This window comes from Methanoculleus chikugoensis (assembly GCF_019669965.1).
GTDB classification, from domain to species: domain Archaea; phylum Halobacteriota; class Methanomicrobia; order Methanomicrobiales; family Methanoculleaceae; genus Methanoculleus; species Methanoculleus chikugoensis.
This window is the reverse complement of record NZ_AP019781.1, coordinates 1,078,935-1,098,336: the sequence shown is the minus strand read 5'-3', so window position 1 is coordinate 1,098,336 and position 19,402 is coordinate 1,078,935. Positions and strand designations below refer to the sequence as shown.

Below are 19,402 nucleotides of genomic sequence, written 5' to 3'. Positions count from 1 at the left end.
GCGACGCGCGGTCGGATCACCGGGATCCGTTTACCAAAACAAGGTATTAATGAGACGGAGATCATCTTCTACGTGAGTGATATGGCTGAAGATATGTATGCATTCAGCAGACTGGACGGTGCTTTTCAGCGCACCAAAAGCCTGCTCTGGCCGATCAGGTGGGGTGTCTGGCTCCGCCTGGCCCTGATTGCGCTCTTCGTGGGAGGGGGCGTCAGTCTCCCGAACACCTCCGGATATACCTTCGAAGAAGGCGACCTCCCCCCGGGCGTCGTGGAGTCCCTTCCCGATATCGCGCCGCTTATCGTGGCGTTTATCCTCATCGTGCTTGTGATCGCTCTCATCTGGTGGATCATCGGAACGGTGATGCAGTTCGTCTTCGTCGACATGCTCCGGACGGATGATATCCATATCAGGCCCTTCTTTGGAGAACGGCTCGGAAAAGGGGTCCGGCTCTTCCTCTTCCAGGTCGGCCTCACGCTGATCCTGATCCTCGCCATGATGGCGCTCATCCTCATGCTCGTCGGGATCGGGGGGTCGGGTGTCGGTGGTGCTGCATTCATCCTGGTGTTCATTCCGTTCATCCTGGTTGCAGCCCTCCTCTTCGGCATTATCTTCCTCCTGACCAACGACTTTGTCGTCCCGATCATGATCCACGAGGACTGCGGGATCATCGAGGGTTGGCGGCGGCTTTTCGGGATGATATCGGCCAACGTCTGGCAGACCGTCGTCTACGTCGTCACCAGGCTCGTGCTCGGCCTCATCGCCGCGATCGTGCAGGCGGTTCTGGTCATCCTTGCGCTGCTGATCATCGCGATACCGTTCGTGCTCATCGGGATCGTGCTCCTCGCCGCACTCCAGGCTGGAAACTACGTGCTGCTCCTCACCCTCCTCATCCCCTACCTCGTCATCGCCATCCCGGTCGCGCTCCTGATCGCGGTGCCGTTCGTCACGTTCTTCCGGTATTACGGACTGCTGGTGCTCGAGGGGCTCGCCCCGGGGTGCCGCCTCCTCCCCGAATAACCTCTTTTTTAGACCGGGAACGAAGGCAACGGCATTTTCGTCCGTCTCATTGATCGTCTCGCAGGGCAGCCCGTTGAAGAGAAAGACTCTTCCACTTTGAAACCATGAACCCCGATCAGCATGATCGTCGAACCGCTGCTGATCCTTGCCCTGGCGCTGGCGCCGGGGGTGTTCTGGGCGTGGTACTTCTACCACAGGGATAAATTCGAGCCCGAACCGGCGGCCCTGATCGTGAAGATCTTCCTCCTCGGCGTCCTCGTCACGTTTCCCGTCGCCTTCGTCGAGGGGTTCTTCGGCCTCTTCATCGCATCCCCGCTGATCATGGGCGCCGTTGTCGCGCCCATCGTCGAGGAGTACGGCAAGTTTGCGGTCGTGCGCCGATTCGCCTACCATAACCCCGAGTTCGACGAACCGATGGACGGCATCGTCTACGCCGCAGTCGCCGCTCTCGGGCTCGCATCGCTCGAGAACGTCCTCTACGTCTTTACGGCATACCTGACATCGCCGGCGCTCGCCCTCGGCACGATCGCCATCCGCGCGATCTTCTCGGTTCCGGGGCACGCACTCTTTGCCAGCGTATGGGGTTACGCCCTCGGCAGGGCCAAGTTCACGGCCGCCGAACGGCGACCGGCGATCATTCTTCAGGGGCTTATACTCGGGATGGTGCTGCACGGTATCTTCAACTTCCTGCTCTTCTCCGCCGAGATCGTCGCCTACGCCATGGCCGTCTTCATTCTGGTCCTGACACCGGGGCTCTGGATCCTTGCAAACCGAAACATCAGGCGGGCGCTCGACCACGGGCACCGATAAGTGCGCGAGAGCGGCGTGATCGGCCTCCCGCAAGGCCGACCATGGGCCCGGAAACACCGCCCGTCCATGCGAACATGCAGGGACGACACCGCTCGATCCGGGCCGCGCTTCGATAGCCTTATTAGCCTGAAAATCCCATGTTGTAAGGCACACAGTGCGAAAGCACAGGCGTGCGCCGATAGTGTAGTGGTTATCACTAGGCGTTGCCAACGCCTAAACCCGGGTTCGAGTCCCGGTCGGCGCACTGAGATACTTTCCTCTTCAGGTTTTTCATCCGGCATACCTGCACGAGTTTTGCAACCTTTTTTCAGAAGAGCCACAGCACCCCTCCTCCCCGGGGGGACTGAAGTGCAGGAGATCCTCCCCGAATATCCGACATACTGACCCCCTAAAGATAAGCGCGGAACATTTATCGCCGCTACCGCCCCCTCATCGCGCTGTAATGGAAGTAAAGAGGGAACTCTCGCAGTTCGACCTGACGAACATCATCGTCGGGGCGATCGTCGGCGCCGACATCTACATCGCGTCCGCGCTCACTGCAGGTCTGGTCGGCCCGTTCTCGATCGTCCTCTGGGCGGTGGCCGGGCTCTTCGCCGCAACGATCGCGATAGTCTTCGCCTACTGCAGTTACTACGTCCCCCGTGTCGGCGGACCGTTCGCCTACGTCTCGGAGGCGTTCGACGAATTTTACGGGTTCCTCACCGGCTGGAGCATGTGGATCGCGGAACTCCTCGCCCTTCCGGTCTTTGCGATCGCGTTTGTGAATTACCTTCAGGCACTCGTCCCTCTCACCCCGGCCGCAGAGGTCGCCGTCAAGGCACTCTTCATCGGATCGTTGACATTCGTCAACATCGTCGGCGTCAGGGCCGCGGGGAGGCTGAACGATGCTCTGACGATCGTCAAACTCTCCCCCCTGCTCCTCCTCATCGTGGCGGGGCTCGGTTTCTTCCTCGTCCGGCCGGAGACAGTCATCGCGAACTACACTCCGCTGCTCCCCCTCGGGCTCGATAACGCCTCCCATGCGCTGGTCCTGATCTTCTGGGCCTACGCCGGGTTCGAGATCGGGACGCTCCCGGCCGGCGAAGTGCAGGAGCCACAAAAGACCATTCCCCGTGCAATCGTCAGCGGGATGCTGATCGTCACCCTCTTCTACCTCCTGACAAACTTTGTGCTTTATGGGCTCATCAACTGGACAGAACTCGACCAAAGCACCGTCCCGCTCGTCGCCGCCGGCACCATCCTCTTCGGGTCGGCAGGCGCGCTCATCATGACGGTCGGCGCCCTCTTCTCGGTCTCCGGGTCGGACGAATCGGGGATGCTCGGCAGCGCCCGGCTTGCATATGCTATGGCGATAGACGGCCTCTTTCCCCGTGCATTTGCAAAGATCCACCCGCGCTACGGCACGCCCTACGTGATCCTTATCGCCCAGGGCGCTATCGCGTTCATTCTCTCCAACGTCGGGAACCTCTCCGGGCTGATATCCTTCGCCGTTCTCAACCTCGCATTTTCGTTTCTGCTCACCTGCTTTGCCCTCATCGTCCTCCGGGGAGACGACGGCGCAAACCTCCGCGGGCAGCACCTCCTCCCCCTTGTAGGCATCGCCATCTGCCTTTTCCTTCTCTTCTCCACCACAACCTTTGATAAGGTCGCAGGAGTCCTGGTCATCCTAGCAGGCATCCCAGTCTACCTCTTCTATTCCCCGAAAGAAGAAGTACACCACCTAAAAACCCTCTTCCTCTCCGAAGAAGCCGTGTTCCTGCGGCGGCTCGAAGCAAAGGAGACGTACCTTGCAAACCTCTTGGATCTCATCCACACGGCCCTCAGGAGGATCCGGCGGCCGGGCAGTCGCGAACCAGGAGGACGGTAACAGTCATTCTTCTCTTGTCGGGGAGCGACCGATGACCCCTGCATCATCCCGTTTCGTTAGATACGGGAATCCTACGATAACCCTCAGGGTGTCCATCTCCTTTGTCCGGATGATTAGCCATCTCCACCATGTGAGTCGTCGGGACAGGGTACCCACAGATCTCTCCGGCAACGGGATTGTTGCAGCAGGTTCTCTCCAGCGCAACTACATCTCCACCCGGGTGAGAACGCCGTGAATCTTATCCGTGGGCAACTTGTAGAACTGGACGAACGACGGGCTAAGGCGCTTTATGGCAGAGTAGACCTTCCAGACGATGTTGTCCGTAACGATGTCCTCAAGGCCGTAAAAGATAGCCTTCTCCCGGATGCCGGCATCCTGCAGGATCTTTTTGATGTCCGCAACCTCCATGTAGCCGATCTCGATCTTGAACCTCCGGAGTCCCGGCGCCAGATCATCCTCAAACCCGCTCTTCACCCCGAAGGGGTTGTCCTGGATGATGATGGAGATGATGATGTTGTCCTCGTAGACGATGTTGTTCGTGAACATCGTCAGCGCGATGTAGGGAGGAATCATCCGGACGTCCCGTGCAAAGAAGAGCGCTGTGCCGCAGATCTTAGAGACCTCTTGAGTGAGGTCCCGGTAGGTGGCGAGAAACACGGGGAGTTCCATCGGGCGGAACCTACAGGCCATCCGGTTCTGACCGGCGCGGTAGATGAGAATGACCGCAAGCGGTATCGAAGCTATGATGAGTGCAACGTAGGCTCCTGCCGGAATCTTTGAGGTGGCGGCTATGAAGAATGCTATGTCCACCAGAGTTACCCCGATGCCGATAAGCCCGGGGAGAACCAGCCTTCTGCGAAAGAGGATGGAGGTGATCATGATGCCCGTAATGGTCATGGTTCCCGTAACAGCAAAACCATAGGCGGCGGCCAGGCGGGCGGAGGATTGGAACAGAAACATCACCGCCAGTACGGCAAAGAGAAGGAACCAGTTCACTGAGCCGATATAGATCTGAGATCGGAGTTCCGCGGACGTATAGTCGATCTTCAGCATCGGGAGCATACGGGTAGTGATCCCCTGGTAAACGATCGAGAAGAGTCCGCTGATCATCGCCTGGGAGGCGATGATGGTGGCCAGGATGGAGAGAAGGAGGAACGGGACATAGATCAGGGGTGAGATGCTCCTGACCATCTCGAAGAGGACGAAGTGTACGTCGGGGTGGGTGAGAAGGAAGGCTCCCTGACCAAGATAGTTGAGCACCAGGGCGACGAAGACGAGATACCAGGCGCGGACGATAGGAGTTCTCCCCAGGTGGCCCATATCCGCATACAGAGCCTCGCCTCCTGTAGCCACCAGGATGACCGATGAGAGGAGGAAGAACGCAGGCCATCCCCCGTCCAGGAGAAACTGGATGGCATAATAAGGATTTACCGCAAGGAGCACTGCCGGAGCCCACAGGATCCCTATGATGCCGGAGACGGCAAGCGCCAGAAACCAGGTTCCCGCCAGTGGTCCAAACGACCAGGCCACCCGCTCGGTCCCGCGCTGCTGGACTGCAAAGAGCCCGATGGCGATGGCCGCGGCGATCAGGATGAGCATGCCTTCCGTAGCCGCCCCAAACCCCGGGATCAGGACGAGGCCCTCCACGGCGGAGAGGATACTGATCGCCGGGGTAATGACCCCGTCGCCGATGAGGAGCGCGACGCCAATGACGGTCATCGCGGAAACGATCGTTAACCCTGTTTTGGATCTGATGTAGGGTGTGAGGAGTTCCCGAAGGACGATGGTGCCCCCTTCACCCTTTCTGCCTAGGCTCATCGCAAGCCACGCGTACTCGACCGTGATGAGGATGATCAGCGTCCAGATGAGCAGGGAGAGGATGCCCATCACGTTTGAGGCCGTGGGCTCCACCAGGAGAAAGATCACCGTAAGCGTGTAGATAGGGCTTGTCCCGATATCCCCGAAGACGAGGCCCATGGATTTCAGGACACCATGCCAGGGATGACTGTCGTGACCGGTCACACCTCACCTCGGTGGTATGGAGCGGATTTTGTGTCTGAGGATACATTTATTCTCCTCCTCACGATGACGAGGAGGCCATGATCTCCATCCCCGTCCTCCCGCTCCTTGCCGCCGCCGTCATGATAGCCGTCCACCTGGCCGCAGGCAGGCTGCGGTTCCTCGACGTCATACCGCGGAGCCGCTGGCTCTCGATAGCCGGCGGGGTCTCCGTGGCTTACGTCTTCGTCCGTCTGCTCCCCGAACTGGGTGCCGGTCAGGAGGTTATCCGGGCATCCATCGTCGGCGGGGTGCTTGCAAGTATCGAGAACCACATCTACCTTGTTGCCCTCGCCGGCCTCGTCGCCTTCTACGGACTTGAACGTGTCGTCAGGAGATCGCAGGTATACCAGCCGCAGGCCCGGGAGTCGGGGCGCACGACGACCGGGCCGGGCGTCTTTGTGCTGCACATCGCATCCTTCGGCGCTTACAACGGCCTGATTGGCTACCTCCTGCTCCACCGCATCCGGCCCGGTCCCGTCAGCCTCGCCTTCTACACCGCCGCGATGGCCCTTCATTTTCTGGTCACCGATTACGGGCTGCGCAAGGACCACCGCCGGGACTACGACAGGATCGGGCGTTGGGCGCTCACCGCAGCACTCGCTGGCGGCCTCGCGGCAGGCTACCTCACGAGCCTCCCGGAGGTCTGGATCGCCGTCCTCACCGCACTCCTCGCCGGCGGCGTGATCCTCAACGTGCTCAAGGAAGAACTCCCCGAAGACCGCCAGAGCCGGATCGCCCCCTTTGTTCTCGGCGCATTCGGGTATGCTGCGATCCTGCTGCTGGCATAAAAGGAAGATCGCCACCGTATCATGCGAAGGGATGTTTGGCCGTGTCTTTCCGGGCGAGCACCTCGCTCATCCCCGGCTCACCCGCCACCGTCCGGCGGATAGCGGTCTTCGTCGCCTCGTAATTCCAGTCATAGATCTTCTTTTTGTCCGCCGCATCCCACTCGATGAAGACCGATGCTATAATCAGCAGGTTCGGCCTCAGCCTCCGGGATGACTCAGCGACGCTGTCAACCACCGCCTTCGCGACGGCGGCCGGGCCGCACGGAACGCCGTCGGGCCTGCAGAGATCATCCATGGTCATCCGGTGCTTCCCGAACCATACCCTTATATTTTCCGCTCCGTAGTATACCCAAAAACGCAACCTGGAGAGGGTTGCACCATCTCAACCTGCGTCCGGCGCACCCGCCAAAAGAGGGGTGTTTTGGGCGCGCACCGGATCTATCGGGGGGCTGTCGTGGACTCGATCAGGATTGCAATCGTGGGCGTCGGGAACTGTGCCAGTTCGCTGTTACAGGGGATCGAATATTACCGGGGGAAGAGCGAGAAGGACGCAATCGGGCTGATGCACTGGGATCTCGGCGGATACCGGCCGTCCGAGATCGAGGTCGCTGCGGCGTTCGACATCGATGCGAGGAAGGTCGGTAAAGATATCTCGGAAGCTATCTTCTCCCCCCCGAACTGCACCACGGCGTTCTGCCCAAAGATGCCGAGAACCGGTGTCGCCGTCCGGATGGGGCGGGTGCTGGACGGTTTTCCCGGACACATGCAGGATTATCGGGAGGAGTGCAGGTTCGTGCTCGCCGCCGAGGAGGAGGCGTCGCGCGAGGACGTCGTCCGGGTGCTCGAGGAGTCGGGCGCCGAGATACTGCTCAACTACCTTCCCGTGGGCTCCGAGGAGGCCGCGCGGTTCTATGCCGATTGTGCGCTGGAGGCGGGCGTCGGCCTCGTCAACAACATGCCGGTCTTCATCGCGAGCGATCCGGCCTGGGCAGCGAGATTTCGTGAACACGGCCTTCCGATCATCGGCGACGACGTCAAGGCCCAGCTCGGTGCGACGATCACCCACCGCGTTCTCGCGAACCTCTTCCGGCAGCGGGGAGTGCGACTCGACCGGACGTACCAGCTGAACACCGGCGGCAACACGGACTTTCTCAACATGCTCAACCGCGACCGCCTCGCCTCGAAGAGAAGGTCGAAGACCGAAGCGGTGCAGTCGGTTCTCGAAGTGCCGCTCGACGACGACGACATCCACATCGGCCCGAGCGACTACGTCTGCTGGCAGAAGGACAACAAGGTCTGCTTTCTCAGAATGGAAGGGCGGCTCTTCGGGGACGTCCCCATGCACCTCGACCTCCGCCTCTCCGTCGAGGACTCGCCCAACTCCGCAGGGATCGTCATCGACGCCATCCGGTGTTGCAGGCTCGCCCTTGATAGGGGCGTCGGCGGTGCGCTCATATCACCGTCCGCCTACTTCATGAAGCACCCCCCGGTGCAGTTCCGGGACGACGACGCCTGGCACATGACCGAGGAGTTCATCCGGGGCGCCCGGGACGACTGAAGGCCGGCGCGTCACTCGATGAGGACGAGCCCTACCGAGGTGATGTTGCCGTGCTCGATCTTCCCGTACTCGAGGTCGCGGCAGGGGACGACGTGCAGGTTCCACCCGACTTTCCGGGCGGTGGAGAAGACGTCGATCCCGGCCCCCTCCATCGTCGGGCGGACGAGATCCATATGCCGGCAGAGCCTCCGGATGCTCTCGTCGACGACCCCTTCGTGCTCCTCGGCGACGCAGTGCAGGTGCTCGCAGTAGATGCAGGGATATCCGCCGAACCCGAAGGCCTTCGGGAAATCGTCGTAGAACGCCGTCTTCTCGAGGAGGTGCACCGTCGAGTTCACCCAGAGGATGAGGTCGCGGAAGAACGGGTGGAAGTCGAGCGGTATCTCGTCGGGTTTGAGGTCGGGATGCCCGGGGATGCCCTCGAACCGGAGAAGGAGGGCGGTGCCGTACTCGCCGAGCAGCCGCCCGGTCTCGGCGGGGGTGGGGGCATACGGCGGGCAGGACATGTGTTTTCCATAGCCCTTGCACCCGAACCGGCACTTGAACCGCACCCACTCCGCGACGACGACGTCATGCGCCGCTATCCGCCGCGCTTCCGCGCCCCGCTCCCGTGCAAGGGAGGAGAGCTTCTCGATCTCCTCTTCAAGTTCGCGTCTCACCGCGCTTCACCTCGATGAGGGGTATCTGCCGGCTCCGGGTATTTATGGGTAGCGCGGGGGAGAGGGGGATCTGCCGGGGTGATGAGTGAGGATCGAAAGAGACTATTGCAGGCGATAGAACTCACGGGGCACACGAGCATGCTTAACACGATTAGTGAAACAGGGAAGTGCGAGGAAAAGCCCGATGCAGTGGACCGTGGGAGAATCGCCATTGGGGGTGGGGCTGACGGGGAGGGGGCTGCGCCCCCTCCCCTGTCTCCACGTTATAATGGATCTCTGTAACCCCCACCACCCGCGCTTCGCGCTCCTCATTCGCACCTGACGGTGCTCAAACTCCGCTCCTGATGGAACGTCGTTCCGCCCCCCTGAGGGGCGGGCAGTGCGTGGCGATAGGCGACTGGCCGAAGGTGCGACGTTCCGGAGAACGACTGTCCGTAGAATGCGATGGCCCGCTGGGCCGGAGCTTGAGAAACCCAAAGGGTTTCGGACAGGAGTTTGAGAAGACCGGAGGTCTTCGAGGCGTAAACGATAGCGAACGTAAGCACCGTTAGGTGCGAGGAACGGAACTGGAGCACCGGTAGGAACGACGTTCCATGGGAACGGAGTTCCGTGAACCGGAGGTGCGGGGCAGGAGCAGGAGAAGACCGAAGGTCTTGGACTTGCAATGGATAGAACGTCTGGGAGCATAAGCCCCGCCAGATGCATAGCCAGTGGAAATCCGTGCACGGTTTTGTGACGTCTTGGTGCGTGACAGACTGTATGGCGGGAATATCTAGAAGCGACAAAACTTCAAAAAAGGAGCGCCACTCTAACCAGAGCCCAACGACGACCACTGCGAGCGAAAAACTCACCCAGACCCCCCGCTCACCCCACCGGCTCCCACCCGGTGCAGACGTCCCGTCCGGGATCGAGGAGCACGTCGTGGGGGAGCCCGATGAGCGCGACGGCCGCGAGCGCCCCGATGACGCCCCGCCCGCCGTGGAGGTGCGCCCCGAACCGCTCGGCGGCTTCTTCGGCATCTTCCCGGCCGATCACCGCCTCCCTCGCGCTCCTGCCGTAGGCCCGGAGTGCGCCGGGCACCCGGAACCCCTGCCGGACGGCGATGCCCCACTCCGGGGACGCCGCCTCCCCGGCAACGAACCGCACGGCGGCCTCCTCGATCCGCGGCACGAGATCGGGCTCCACCGCGAGCTCGATGCAACTGCACGAGTTCCCGGCCGTCCGGGCCTCGAGCCGGGGGTTGAGCATCGCCACGCGGTGACCGATCGGCATGACGCCGTCGAGTTTCGCAAGGTGCTGGAGGAGGGCGAGGGCAAGGGCGAACGTCGCACCCTCGGTCCCGGTATCGGTGTCGTCGATCCCGACGGCGACGTAGGCGAGCGCCCGGGTGACCACCTCCCCCTCGACTACCGGCCCTTCGCGGCGGACGGTGACGCCGCAGACACCTTCGGCGAGGGACATCATATCGGTGAGCGAGTAGGCCGGGCCGCCGATGCACCGGATCTGCTGGCGGATGTAGCCGTCCTCGTGGAAGACGCCGACGATCCCGACCGCCGGCGCGGGGTCGAGCCCGACGGCCACCTCCCGCCGCCCGAGGCTTGCCCGCTCGCGGAGCAGCGTCCCGTCCCGGCGGACGGACTGCAGGGCGCCGCCGGCACGGGCATGATGGAACTCGCAGAAGGCTGCGCATCCCCCGCTCATGCACTCGTGGTAGATCTCGACCTCGCCGCCGTCGACCGTGGTGAATATCCGGCGGCAGGCGCTCTCCGGCATCACGCTGCTCGCCGCATACCGCGCCGCGTGCCGCCCCCGCTGCTCCTCCGTGACGAGGACGCACCCCTCCTCGATGAGGCGGTTCACCCAGTCCTGGACGGTGCTCCGGGGGGTCTCGGTCGCCTCAGCGATATCGGCCACCGTAAAGTAGCCACTCTCAAGCGTCGCCTGACGCATCAGCCGCAGGTACAGTTTTCTCCGTTCAAGAACCCTGGACATGCCGCTCCCGGATGTAGAGGAGGTCGCCGATCACCGCGCTGGCGGTCTCGGTGGAGCCCGCGCCCTTCCCGATGAACGTCAGGTCCCCGGCGAGGTCCGTCTCCACGGTGACCGCGTTGAGCGTCCCTTCGACGACGAGAGGGTGCGCTTTTGCAACGATCCGCGGCGAGACGCGGAGCACCCCGGCCTCCGGGACGATCTCGCCGATGAGCCGGATGGTGCAGTCCTGGTCTTCCGCAAGCCGCAGGGCCTCGGGTGTCAGGAGGGTGATCCCCGTCCTCTCCACGTCGTCGAGCGTGGTCTGCATATCGAGGATAGTGTTTGCGAGGATGACCAGTTTGATGCCTGCGTCGATCCCCTCGACGTCGTAGGTGGGATCGGCTTCGGCATACCCGAGCTCCCGGGCCTCGGCAAGGGCCTGCTCGTAGGTGAGGCTGTCCTCGGCCATGCGGGTCAGAATGTAGTTGCAGGTGCCGTTGAAGACCCCGTAGAGCCGGGAGATGGTGTTGCCCGCAAGCCCCTCCTGCATCGCGTGGATGAGCGGGATCGCTCCGCAGACCGTCGCTTCGTACTTCAGGAAGACGCCGTTCGTCTCTGCAAGCGCCCGGAGTTCCGGGTAGGCAAGGGCAATCGGGCCTTTGTTCGAGGTGACGACGTGTTTTTGCCGCCGGAGGGCTCCCCGGATGTGGCCCAGCGCCGGCTCGCCGTCGTCCACGTTCGTCGGGGTCACCTCGACGAGGACGTCGTAATCCGCCTTCGCCACCACGTCGCCGGGACTGACGTCCGGACCGCCGCAGGGGCCGCCGTTCTCCTTCCGGGCAAGCGCCGCCGCAAGGTCGATCCCGGCCGGATCGATGATCCCGCTCCTTGAATCGGCAAGGCCGGTGACGGTGATATCAAGGTTTTTTGCAAGGATTGCCCGGGCGATGCCCCGGCCGACGGAGCCGAACCCGAGGATGGCGATCCGCATCATGCATCCTCCAGGGGCTCGATGATGAGGAGGTTCTTCTGCTCCGCAACGCTGCGCAGGATCCGGATCGCTTTCTTCATCTCCGTCCGGGTGGTCGAACGGATGGTGATGCGGGCCGAAGACGGGGAACTGATCGCCGGCATGACGAGAGAGAGCTCCGTCACCTCGGCCGAGCCGGTCGTGTCGATCCGGCCGACCGTGTCGGAGAGATCCGTGTGCATCAGGTGCCCGATCATGATCAGCGTGCATTCATAGAGGAGCCGTTCCTCGTCGATACGCACGACGTTGACGCCCTGCTCGCGGAGCAGTTCAAGGAGCCTCGAAAGACGCCCCTCGGGGAGTTCCAGCACGATCTGGACGTCCAGCGCCTCCGTAGCCGCCGGGGCCTCCCTCTGGTGGATAACCGCGATGATATTTCCCCCGACGGCCGAGATCGGCTGGAGGGCTGCAACCAGTTGTCCGGGTCGGTCCCTCATCTCGAGCTTCATAGATACCTGCAAAAAACCACCTGCTGAATAGTTGACCTGCCGGAGAGATAAGCCTTGTACCCCGGAACAGCCCCTCGATGGGGAGTGTGCCGGAAAAATTGGTGCGGGATGCTCTATTACTTCACCGACCCGGGTGCGGCGGTGACGACCGGAAGCGCCCGGGCAAACTCGGGAAGGAACTCGGCAGGAATGCCCATGACGAGTTCGTTGTCCTCGATCCCCGAGAACCGGCGCGAACCGTCGCACCCGAGCGAGTAGTTGATCTTACCGGAGAGATAGGGCAGCGCGGTCGCATCCGCACAGACCGACTGGATCCCCGACATCGTGGACCCGATCCGCCCTCCAAGCAGATAGAGCGTCGTCTGCGCGAGTTTCAGCATCCCCCGGGGCTCGGCGACGACGACGACGACATGCGGGTCGAACGGCGTCTTCTCAAGCGGCGCGTAGACGGTCGCGTAGGTCTCGAGTTCCGGGACGTGCGGCACCTGCTGGATCGTCCGCATGCAGGCGGCCCAGCTCTCGAACTTGCCGAGTTTATAGTAGAACTCTCCCGTGCGAAGGCTCGGCGTGAGTTCCTTCAGCCCGAGCGCCCAGGCGCCCCCCATGCAGACGTGTTTGTCGGCGGTCGCGTAGAAGATCTCGCCGCCCAACCGCGCCCTGCTGATCATCTGGCAATGACGAACCGTCTCCTCGATCGGCCCGACCCCTTCGGGGATGCCGTCGGGATTCTTTGCGAGTTTCACCGCGACCGGTGAGCCCCGAAGGTTGAGGGCAGTCTTGAGCGTCTCTGCGATCTCCGCGTAGGGGATCTCCATGCGCATCTGGTCTTCCATAATCGTGCTCACTCCTCTGTGGAGATAGTCCCCGCGGTCACTCATAAAATCTCTGTTCGAGGTATCGGCAGGGTCAGAGATTGCGCAATTTATGGTTCACCTTCTCGAAGAAGGGCTTGCCCGTATGGACGAAGAGCGCAGGCTGATCCGACTTTTTGACCGTGAGCGTTGACTCTTTTGCGAGCTCGAACGTGCTCTGCCCGTCGATGACAAGATGCGCCGGTTTCTCGGTCTCGAGGGTTATCTCAAGCGTCCTCTGGGTGCTGATGAGATGGGGGCGGGACGAGAGCATATACGGCGCGAGCGGCACGAGGAGGAACCCCTCTATCTGCGGGTCGACGATCGGCCCTCCCGCGCTCATGGCGTAGGCGGTCGAACCGGTCGGGGTCGATACGAGCAGACCGTCGGCCCGGAACCGCTCCGCGGGCGTTCCGTCGGCGTAGACGCCGAACCTGAGCATCTTCGCCGGACGGTCGGTGACGACGAGCCCCTCGTTGAGGGCGTCGCCGAGCAGTTGCCCGTTGACGGAGAGGCTGACCCGCATCCGGCTCTCGACACGGAACCCATCCGTGTGGGTGGCGAAGAACGCTCCTGCTTCGTCGGGTTCCAGGTCCGCGAGGAATCCTACCTCGCCCCAGTTGATCCCGAGAACCGGAACCTGCTTCTTCATCTGGTGGACGGTGAGGAGAACCGATCCGTCACCGCCGACGACCACGACCAGGTCGCCGCCGATCTCCTCGAACGGAACGCCCTCTTCTCCGAGGTGTTCCGCCGTGCCTTTCTCGAACGTAACGTCGTGCCCCAGGTCTTCGAGTTCCCGGGCGAGCGACGCGGTGTAGCAGAGCGCATCCGCCTCATCGATACGCGATACAAGGACAATCTTCATGCGCGGTTCACCTCAGGTACTCAATAACTTTGTTGTGCAGGGTGCTGTTCGTGGCGACGAGACTGCGCCCGACGGAGACCTCTTCAGGGAAGACAAGGGCATTCCCTTCGAGATCGGAGACCGTCCCCCCGGCCTCCTCGCAGATCAGCATCCCCGCCGCCGCATCGGTGACCCGGAGCGTCCCCCGCACGTCGATGAAGCCGTCGATACGGCCGCACCCGACGTAGCAGAGCTCGAGCGCCGATGCACCGAGGAGGCGCCACCGCCGGATCTTCCGGCCGATCATCTGGACACGCGTCGGGTCGAACTTCCGGCCGTAGACGCTCATGGCGCTCTCTTCGAGGAGCGATACCTCCGAGACGCGGATAGGCCGCCCGTCGAGACAGGCGCCCCGTCCCCGGACGGCGCAGAACGTCTCGCCGGTGGCGAGGTTCTGGACATAGCCCGCCTGCACGACCCCATCCTTTGCATACGCGATGGAGAGGGCGTAGAACGGGATCCCGACCACGGCGTTGTAGGTGCCGTCAACCGGGTCGAGGAAGATGGTGCCGCTCTCCCCGTCCATCTCGGCGCACCCGAGTTCTTCGCTGATCAGGCGCCGGCAGAAGGGGTGGCACGTGAAGTAGTCCACGATGAGATCCTCTGCGACCTGGTCGATCTTCTTGGTGGGCGTGCCGTCCGCGCCCATCCTGACGTACGCCCCTGCCTCAGGCGTTCCGGCCATGCCGGCCACGGCATCACGGACAGCCCCCGCCACGTCATCACATGCCCGGATAAACTCCATCAAATCTCCTCGTCCCGTCCCCAATTCTACGGTGTATTTATGTACTGCAATCCAGATACATTAATCACGCGTTTGTTGAGTGAGACAATATGAAGGAACAGACAGAAGTTGGGAAACTGAAAGAGGGACGCTACGTCGTTGTAGATGATGAGCCTTGCAGGATTGTCGCCATCGCCATCTCCAAGCCGGGAAAGCACGGAGCGGCGAAGTCTCGAATCGACTGTATCGGCATCTTCGACGGCGTCAAGCGCTCGATCGTCCAGCCGGTCTCGGCAAAGACCTACGTGCCCGTAGTGGAGCGGAAGATGGCGCAGGTCATCTCGATCGCCGGCACGACCGTCCAACTCATGGACGTCAAGGACTTCGAGATGTTCGAGCTCAATCTGACCGAGGAGCAGGTCGCCGGCCTTGAGCCGGGTAAGGAGATCCCGTATATCTCATCCCTGGGCAAGAAGAAACTTGAGTGACCTTTTCTGGCTTACGAAAACGGGCATGCACGAGCTCGCCCATCTCCATTTTGCGGATGCAGATGCATCGTATGAGGATGCCCGCTACGCCATCTTCGGCGTCCCCTACGACGGTACGACGTCGTTTCGACCGGGGACGCGGTTTGGGCCCCGGGCAATCCGGGAGGTCTCGTTCAACTTCGAGTCCTACGACCCCGCGACCGGGATAGACTTCTTCGAGGTGCCGGTGACGGACCTCGGCGACCTTGCGGTCTCCCGGCTGCCGGAGGAGGTCGCCGGAGAGGTGGCCGACGTCACGGCCGATATCGTCCGGGACGGCAAGGTGCCGGTGATGCTCGGCGGCGAGCACACCGCGACGGTCGGCGCGGTCAGGGCCGTCCGGCCGGATGTCTATGTCGTCTGCGACGCGCACCTGGATCTCCGGGACGAACTGGACGGGACGCCCTACAGCCACGGGTGCGTCACCCGGCGCGTCCTTGAAACGGTCGAGGACGTCGTCATCATCGGCGCCCGGAGCGGCGATCGCGAGCAGTACGAGATTGCTGCGGAGAGAACGCAGCTCTATACCGCCGATATGGTGCGCGAGCGGGGCATCGGCGCCGTCCTCCGGGAGGTCCGGGAGCACGTCGCGGAGAGGAGGATCTACCTCTCGATAGACGCCGACGCGATCGACTGCTGCCTCACCCCGGGCCTCGGGACACCCGAGCCGTTCGGGATGACGCCGCTCGAGATCCGGGAGGTCGTGCGTGCCCTCGCGCCGCACGCCGCGGGGTTCGATTACGTGGAGGTCGCTCCGAACGATTCCGGGCAGACGGCGGCGGTGGCGGCGCAGATGGTGCGGGAGTTCATCGCGCGGCACTGGGTTGCCGGGCGGTAATCCAGGTTCTCCTCCCGGCGATCCGCCTCGCCATCGCCACCATCACCTTGCCGAAGGCCTGCGGGTGCGCTACAGCACCGAGGTTCAAGGAATGCGAAAATACTCCTGGTTAAAGCCCATGGAGAGTGTTAAATCGGCTAACCGTGATAGCCGCCCTCGATGCGCCGGACCCGGTATCGGCACTATGCTTATCAAACCAAACCGCATACATCCAGTTGATTCGAGGTGAATGTCATGTTCGTCAAATTCAAGATATTCTATTACGATGGAGGCTGGACTGCTCGTGCTACAGATCACGGTATCATCACCCAGGGAGAAACTCTTGGCGAACTTATCGATAATATCATAGAGGCAACAGAACTCTATTTCGAAGGCGAGATCGGACAGGGAGAACAGATCACAATCACCGTTACGACCGAACCTGTGCCCGACTTCATCCTTGAACTCGACCAGGCCGACGCCGAACCACTTACACAACAGTTTGAATGCCAATTCACAGTCGATCGCAATGCCAAGGCGACCAGTTGTTAGTGGATTTGAAGTTATTAAATTCCTCGAATCTCTCGGCTACACATACCTCCGGCAAACAGGAAGTCATGTCCGGATGGTTATCCAGAAAGGCGATAACACGTTTTATGTTGTCGTACCTCTGCACAACGAGCTAAAAGTTGGAACATTCTATTCAATACTCGACGAAGTTTCAAAAGCAACTGAGATTCCCCGGAATGAGTTGATCGAAGCAATAAGGTAATCTCTCCTTTTCAATTCCTCTCGTATGCCCGATCATCTAACAGTGTAAACTTCCCTTTCTGAATGGACAAACCGGTTGAAATACTCTCCACAACTGCTGGGCAATACCCGGTTTGCCGATGGAGGCCAGGGATGGGTAATCCGGAGGAGGTTCATCCTCCGGGGAAGACTTCAACAAAGCCCGGATCTTCGGAGTCCATCTCAATCCTCACCGTCGGTCGCCCCACCCCGGCACCGGCGAAGGGCTGTCACCGCACCAGTCTTATGTATCCACATACTCCTCCGGCACCTGGATCTTCAAGTGGTAGGAGTCGATGCACCGGGTGTTGATGACGAAGTAGTAGTCATGGTAACCCTCGTAGAAGATGCTCACCCACTGTTGCTTCTTGAGATCGGGCTTATCCTTCACCGCCAGGAAGTCGGCGAAGTTGAAGGTGAAGACCCGGACGAACCGATTCGGGTCCCGGGCATCCATGACCTGGCAGTTGAAGAACGGGATCTCGTCGTTTGAGGTCGTGATATCCGAGTAGTCGAGCCGCCACATCGGGAACGGGACCCGGACGATCCCGGTCGTCCCCGACCACTGGCCGTCGATCGTCGCGTAGGTCACCCAGCGGGTGATGCCGGGCCCGGCCACGGCCGGCAGGGAGGTCATGTTCAGGCGGCTCTCCCCGGCCGGGATCTGGTAGGTTGTCGGGTCGACGAACCCAATCGGTCGCGGCTTCCCGTCCCAGGTAGGGACCGGGGTGGGGGTCGGCGCCGCAGTTTGAGGGGGTATCGCGGGCGTCCATGCCGGGGTTATCGTCGGCTCCGGCTCCCCGGCCCCCCATAATCCCGGCAGCTCGCCGGTCGCCGCCGGCTTGACGACCAGGGCAATCACGAGGACGACCGCGATTCCCAGAACGACGTAGATGAAATCCTGTTTCTTCGTCATATCCCGTTCATTCCTCCCCTTCGGTTGAGACGAACCTGTGCGGCCGAACCCCCATCCGTCCCCGGCACCGGGAAAGATGCTGATTATTTCCCGTAATGAAACGTTGTTTCCTGAATGGGTCGGCCAATCACGAGGTTTTTCAGTACAGGTATCGTTGTACCGCCTGCTACAAATACTTGCCTGAGGCCGGCGCTGGGCGATAAAAGGGATTTTATCCGTATTCGTTATCAAAACCGGCTATTTTCAAATCCCCGGCATTTTGAATAACTTTTTATACAGGTTTGCGCATATACTCAAAAGAACCGCATTGATCCGGATGAGGCGCTCATTCGGACTCCGGTAACAGGAGGAAACGATACATGAGCAAATTGATGAGAAACGAAGACGCATTCACCGGCCTTGAGGCCGCGATCGTCCTGATCGCCTTCATCGTCGTGGCCGCAGTCTTCTCGTACGTGGTGCTCGGCGCCGGTTTCTTCACGACACAGAAGAGCCAGGAGGTCGTCCACACCGGTGTGGCTCAGGCGAGCTCGAACATGGAAGTGTCGGGGCCCGTCGTCATAGCGGGAAATGACACCAACAAGGTAGCGAATATTACCTTCTATCTTCAGCTGGCGGCCGGCGGGTCACCGATCGACATGAACAAAACGACCTACGTCGTCTCGACTAAGACGAACCAGCAGACCTACACGAGCAGCAATGTCACCACAGAATGGTATATTGACGGCGTAAATGCTACAGAGGGCGCGAATAACCTCCTCGAGAAGTTCGAGTTCGTGAAGGTGACCATTAATGGTACCACTCAGAAGCCCCTACCAGCAATTGGCGTGAACGACAAGTTCATCGTCGAGATCCGGCCCGACCAGGGTGCGGCATACCCGCTTGAGCGGAACGCCCCGCCGAGCCTTGAGGATGGTCATTACTACGAGGTCTACTGAGGAGGGTGATGTAAATGAAGAGACAATTCAACGATAATGCATTCACCGGCCTTGAGGCGGCGATCGTGTTGATCGCCTTCATCGTCGTGGCCGCAGTCTTCTCGTACGTGGTGCTCGGCGCCGGCTTCTTCACGACCCAGAAGAGCCAGGAAGTCGTCCACACCGGCGTAAGCCAGGCAAGCTCCAGCATGGAGATCGTCGGCTACGTCTACGGAATTGGAGACAAAACTAATCAGCAGTTGACATCCATCAAGTTTGCCGTTGCGAACACTGCCGGTGGAACGGCCATCGACATCAAGCAGATGGTTATCACATATGTGGATGAGGATCACCACGATGTGCTGCAGTACCAGAGTAATGCGACTTCAACTTTAGGTACTGGCAACTGGACAGTCACGGCGCGGTACAACTCCGACGACAGTGCAGCCGACATGCTCCTCGAGCCGGGCGAGCAGTTCGAACTCCAGGTGGCCGTCCCGAACCCTGGAGTAAACAAGGCATTTTCGGTGAACCTGCAGCCGGCCGCCGGTGCCGTCTTCCCGATCCACAAGACGGTCCCACCTGCCGTCGAGCCGTACAACTTACTCCCCTAACCCTTTTTTAGCGTAGAGCAGTTCACAACCCATTCAACCGGCCGGGATTACCGTTGCACTTCGGAGACAGGTAGCCCACTCCCCGTAATGCCCTGTAAGTTGATGGGATTCAGACACCGGGGCATCC

Annotated in this window: 21 protein-coding genes and 1 tRNA gene; 12 read left to right on the top strand and 10 right to left on the bottom strand. The window is 61.2% G+C overall.

From position 1 onward, the window contains the following. The first annotated feature begins 81 nt into the window (after window positions 1-81). The 4 genes from MchiMG62_RS05650 to MchiMG62_RS05635 all read left to right on the top strand — a co-directional run bounded on the left by MchiMG62_RS05650 (window position 82) and on the right by MchiMG62_RS05635 (window position 3,697). Entirely contained in the window at window positions 82-1,020 is a 939-nt protein-coding gene (locus MchiMG62_RS05650) for a DUF7544 domain-containing protein (protein ID WP_221058286.1), read from the top strand. 120 nt (window positions 1,021-1,140) lie between these two features. After that, complete coding sequence (locus MchiMG62_RS05645; RefSeq protein WP_221058284.1) at window positions 1,141-1,830, top strand: PrsW family intramembrane metalloprotease; 690 nt, start codon at window positions 1,141-1,143, stop codon at window positions 1,828-1,830. 172 nt (window positions 1,831-2,002) lie between these two features. Further along, a tRNA-Gly gene (locus MchiMG62_RS05640) sits at window positions 2,003-2,074 on the top strand. A 198-nt stretch (window positions 2,075-2,272) separates the two neighbouring features. Continuing rightward, entirely contained in the window at window positions 2,273-3,697 is a 1,425-nt protein-coding gene (locus MchiMG62_RS05635; RefSeq protein WP_221058283.1) for an APC family permease, read from the top strand. Window positions 3,698-3,901: 204 nt separating this feature from the next. On the opposite strand, the gene MchiMG62_RS05630 is transcribed toward MchiMG62_RS05635, so the two are convergent. Then, window positions 3,902-5,719, bottom strand: coding sequence for a KUP/HAK/KT family potassium transporter (locus MchiMG62_RS05630; RefSeq protein ID WP_244987819.1), 1,818 nt, complete (start codon window positions 5,717-5,719; stop codon window positions 3,902-3,904). 77 nt (window positions 5,720-5,796) lie between these two features. Here MchiMG62_RS05630 and MchiMG62_RS05625 point away from each other — a divergent pair, with 77 nt between their 5' ends. Then, the gene (locus MchiMG62_RS05625) at window positions 5,797-6,546 is read left to right on the top strand and encodes a hypothetical protein (RefSeq protein ID WP_221058281.1); all 750 of its coding nucleotides are present in this window, start codon (window positions 5,797-5,799) and stop codon (window positions 6,544-6,546) included. Between the two features lie 19 nt (window positions 6,547-6,565). Here the strand turns inward: MchiMG62_RS05625 and MchiMG62_RS05620 are convergent, their stop codons facing one another. Continuing rightward, entirely contained in the window at window positions 6,566-6,847 is a 282-nt protein-coding gene (locus MchiMG62_RS05620) for a formaldehyde-activating enzyme (protein ID WP_244987818.1), read from the bottom strand. Between the two features lie 153 nt (window positions 6,848-7,000). On the opposite strand from MchiMG62_RS05620, the gene MchiMG62_RS05615 reads away from it, so the two are divergent. After that, window positions 7,001-8,104: an inositol-3-phosphate synthase gene (locus tag MchiMG62_RS05615; RefSeq protein WP_221058279.1), complete on the top strand. Its 1,104-nt coding sequence runs from the start codon at window positions 7,001-7,003 to the stop codon at window positions 8,102-8,104. A gap of 11 nt (window positions 8,105-8,115) precedes the next feature. On the opposite strand, the gene MchiMG62_RS05610 is transcribed toward MchiMG62_RS05615, so the two are convergent. The 7 genes from MchiMG62_RS05610 to MchiMG62_RS05580 all read right to left on the bottom strand — a co-directional run bounded on the left by MchiMG62_RS05610 (window position 8,116) and on the right by MchiMG62_RS05580 (window position 14,716). Beyond that, a complete protein-coding gene (locus tag MchiMG62_RS05610) occupies window positions 8,116-8,763 on the bottom strand; it encodes a DUF2284 domain-containing protein (protein WP_221058277.1) in 648 nt (215 codons plus the stop codon). Window positions 8,764-9,627: 864 nt separating this feature from the next. Continuing rightward, window positions 9,628-10,755, bottom strand: a complete 1,128-nt coding sequence (locus MchiMG62_RS05605) for a helix-turn-helix domain-containing protein (RefSeq protein WP_221058276.1) — start codon at window positions 10,753-10,755, stop codon at window positions 9,628-9,630. After that, window positions 10,739-11,725 (bottom strand): homoserine dehydrogenase, encoded by a 987-nt coding sequence (locus MchiMG62_RS05600; protein WP_221058666.1) that lies wholly within the window; start codon window positions 11,723-11,725, stop codon window positions 10,739-10,741. Before MchiMG62_RS05600 ends, MchiMG62_RS05605 begins: the two co-directional genes overlap by 17 nt. Next, window positions 11,725-12,213, bottom strand: a complete 489-nt coding sequence (locus tag MchiMG62_RS05595) for an amino acid-binding protein (RefSeq protein ID WP_221058275.1) — start codon at window positions 12,211-12,213, stop codon at window positions 11,725-11,727. The genes MchiMG62_RS05600 and MchiMG62_RS05595 overlap by 1 nt, the downstream gene beginning before the upstream one ends. 116 nt (window positions 12,214-12,329) lie before the next feature. Then, entirely contained in the window at window positions 12,330-13,046 is a 717-nt protein-coding gene (locus MchiMG62_RS05590; protein ID WP_221058273.1) for a DUF169 domain-containing protein, read from the bottom strand. 73 nt (window positions 13,047-13,119) lie between these two features. Next, a complete protein-coding gene (locus MchiMG62_RS05585; RefSeq protein WP_221058271.1) occupies window positions 13,120-13,932 on the bottom strand; it encodes an NAD(+)/NADH kinase in 813 nt (270 codons plus the stop codon). Window positions 13,933-13,939: 7 nt separating this feature from the next. Continuing rightward, on the bottom strand, window positions 13,940-14,716 hold the full coding sequence (locus MchiMG62_RS05580) for a bifunctional fructose-bisphosphatase/inositol-phosphate phosphatase (RefSeq protein ID WP_221058269.1): 777 nt from the start codon (window positions 14,714-14,716) through the stop codon (window positions 13,940-13,942). A gap of 89 nt (window positions 14,717-14,805) precedes the next feature. Between MchiMG62_RS05580 and MchiMG62_RS05575 the strand changes: the two genes are divergently transcribed. The 4 genes from MchiMG62_RS05575 (at window position 14,806) to MchiMG62_RS05560 (ending at window position 16,811) form a co-directional block, all read left to right on the top strand. Beyond that, window positions 14,806-15,183, top strand: a complete 378-nt coding sequence (locus MchiMG62_RS05575; protein ID WP_054847588.1) for a translation initiation factor IF-5A — start codon at window positions 14,806-14,808, stop codon at window positions 15,181-15,183. 25 nt (window positions 15,184-15,208) lie between these two features. Then, window positions 15,209-16,060, top strand: coding sequence for an agmatinase (gene speB, locus MchiMG62_RS05570; protein WP_221058268.1), 852 nt, complete (start codon window positions 15,209-15,211; stop codon window positions 16,058-16,060). 234 nt (window positions 16,061-16,294) lie between these two features. Further along, complete coding sequence (locus MchiMG62_RS05565) at window positions 16,295-16,591, top strand: type II toxin-antitoxin system HicB family antitoxin (RefSeq protein WP_221058266.1); 297 nt, start codon at window positions 16,295-16,297, stop codon at window positions 16,589-16,591. After that, on the top strand, window positions 16,569-16,811 hold the full coding sequence (locus MchiMG62_RS05560; RefSeq protein WP_221058264.1) for a type II toxin-antitoxin system HicA family toxin: 243 nt from the start codon (window positions 16,569-16,571) through the stop codon (window positions 16,809-16,811). Before MchiMG62_RS05565 ends, MchiMG62_RS05560 begins: the two co-directional genes overlap by 23 nt. A gap of 261 nt (window positions 16,812-17,072) precedes the next feature. Here the strand turns inward: MchiMG62_RS05560 and MchiMG62_RS05555 are convergent, their stop codons facing one another. Further along, entirely contained in the window at window positions 17,073-17,744 is a 672-nt protein-coding gene (locus MchiMG62_RS05555; protein ID WP_221058262.1) for a hypothetical protein, read from the bottom strand. 371 nt (window positions 17,745-18,115) lie between these two features. On the opposite strand from MchiMG62_RS05555, the gene MchiMG62_RS05550 reads away from it, so the two are divergent. Both MchiMG62_RS05550 and MchiMG62_RS05545 read left to right on the top strand, forming a co-directional pair. Then, window positions 18,116-18,682, top strand: a complete 567-nt coding sequence (locus tag MchiMG62_RS05550) for a flagellin (RefSeq protein ID WP_342367225.1) — start codon at window positions 18,116-18,118, stop codon at window positions 18,680-18,682. A 14-nt stretch (window positions 18,683-18,696) separates the two neighbouring features. Beyond that, window positions 18,697-19,275, top strand: a complete 579-nt coding sequence (locus tag MchiMG62_RS05545) for a flagellin (protein ID WP_221058261.1) — start codon at window positions 18,697-18,699, stop codon at window positions 19,273-19,275. Window positions 19,276-19,402: the final 127 nt, after the last annotated feature.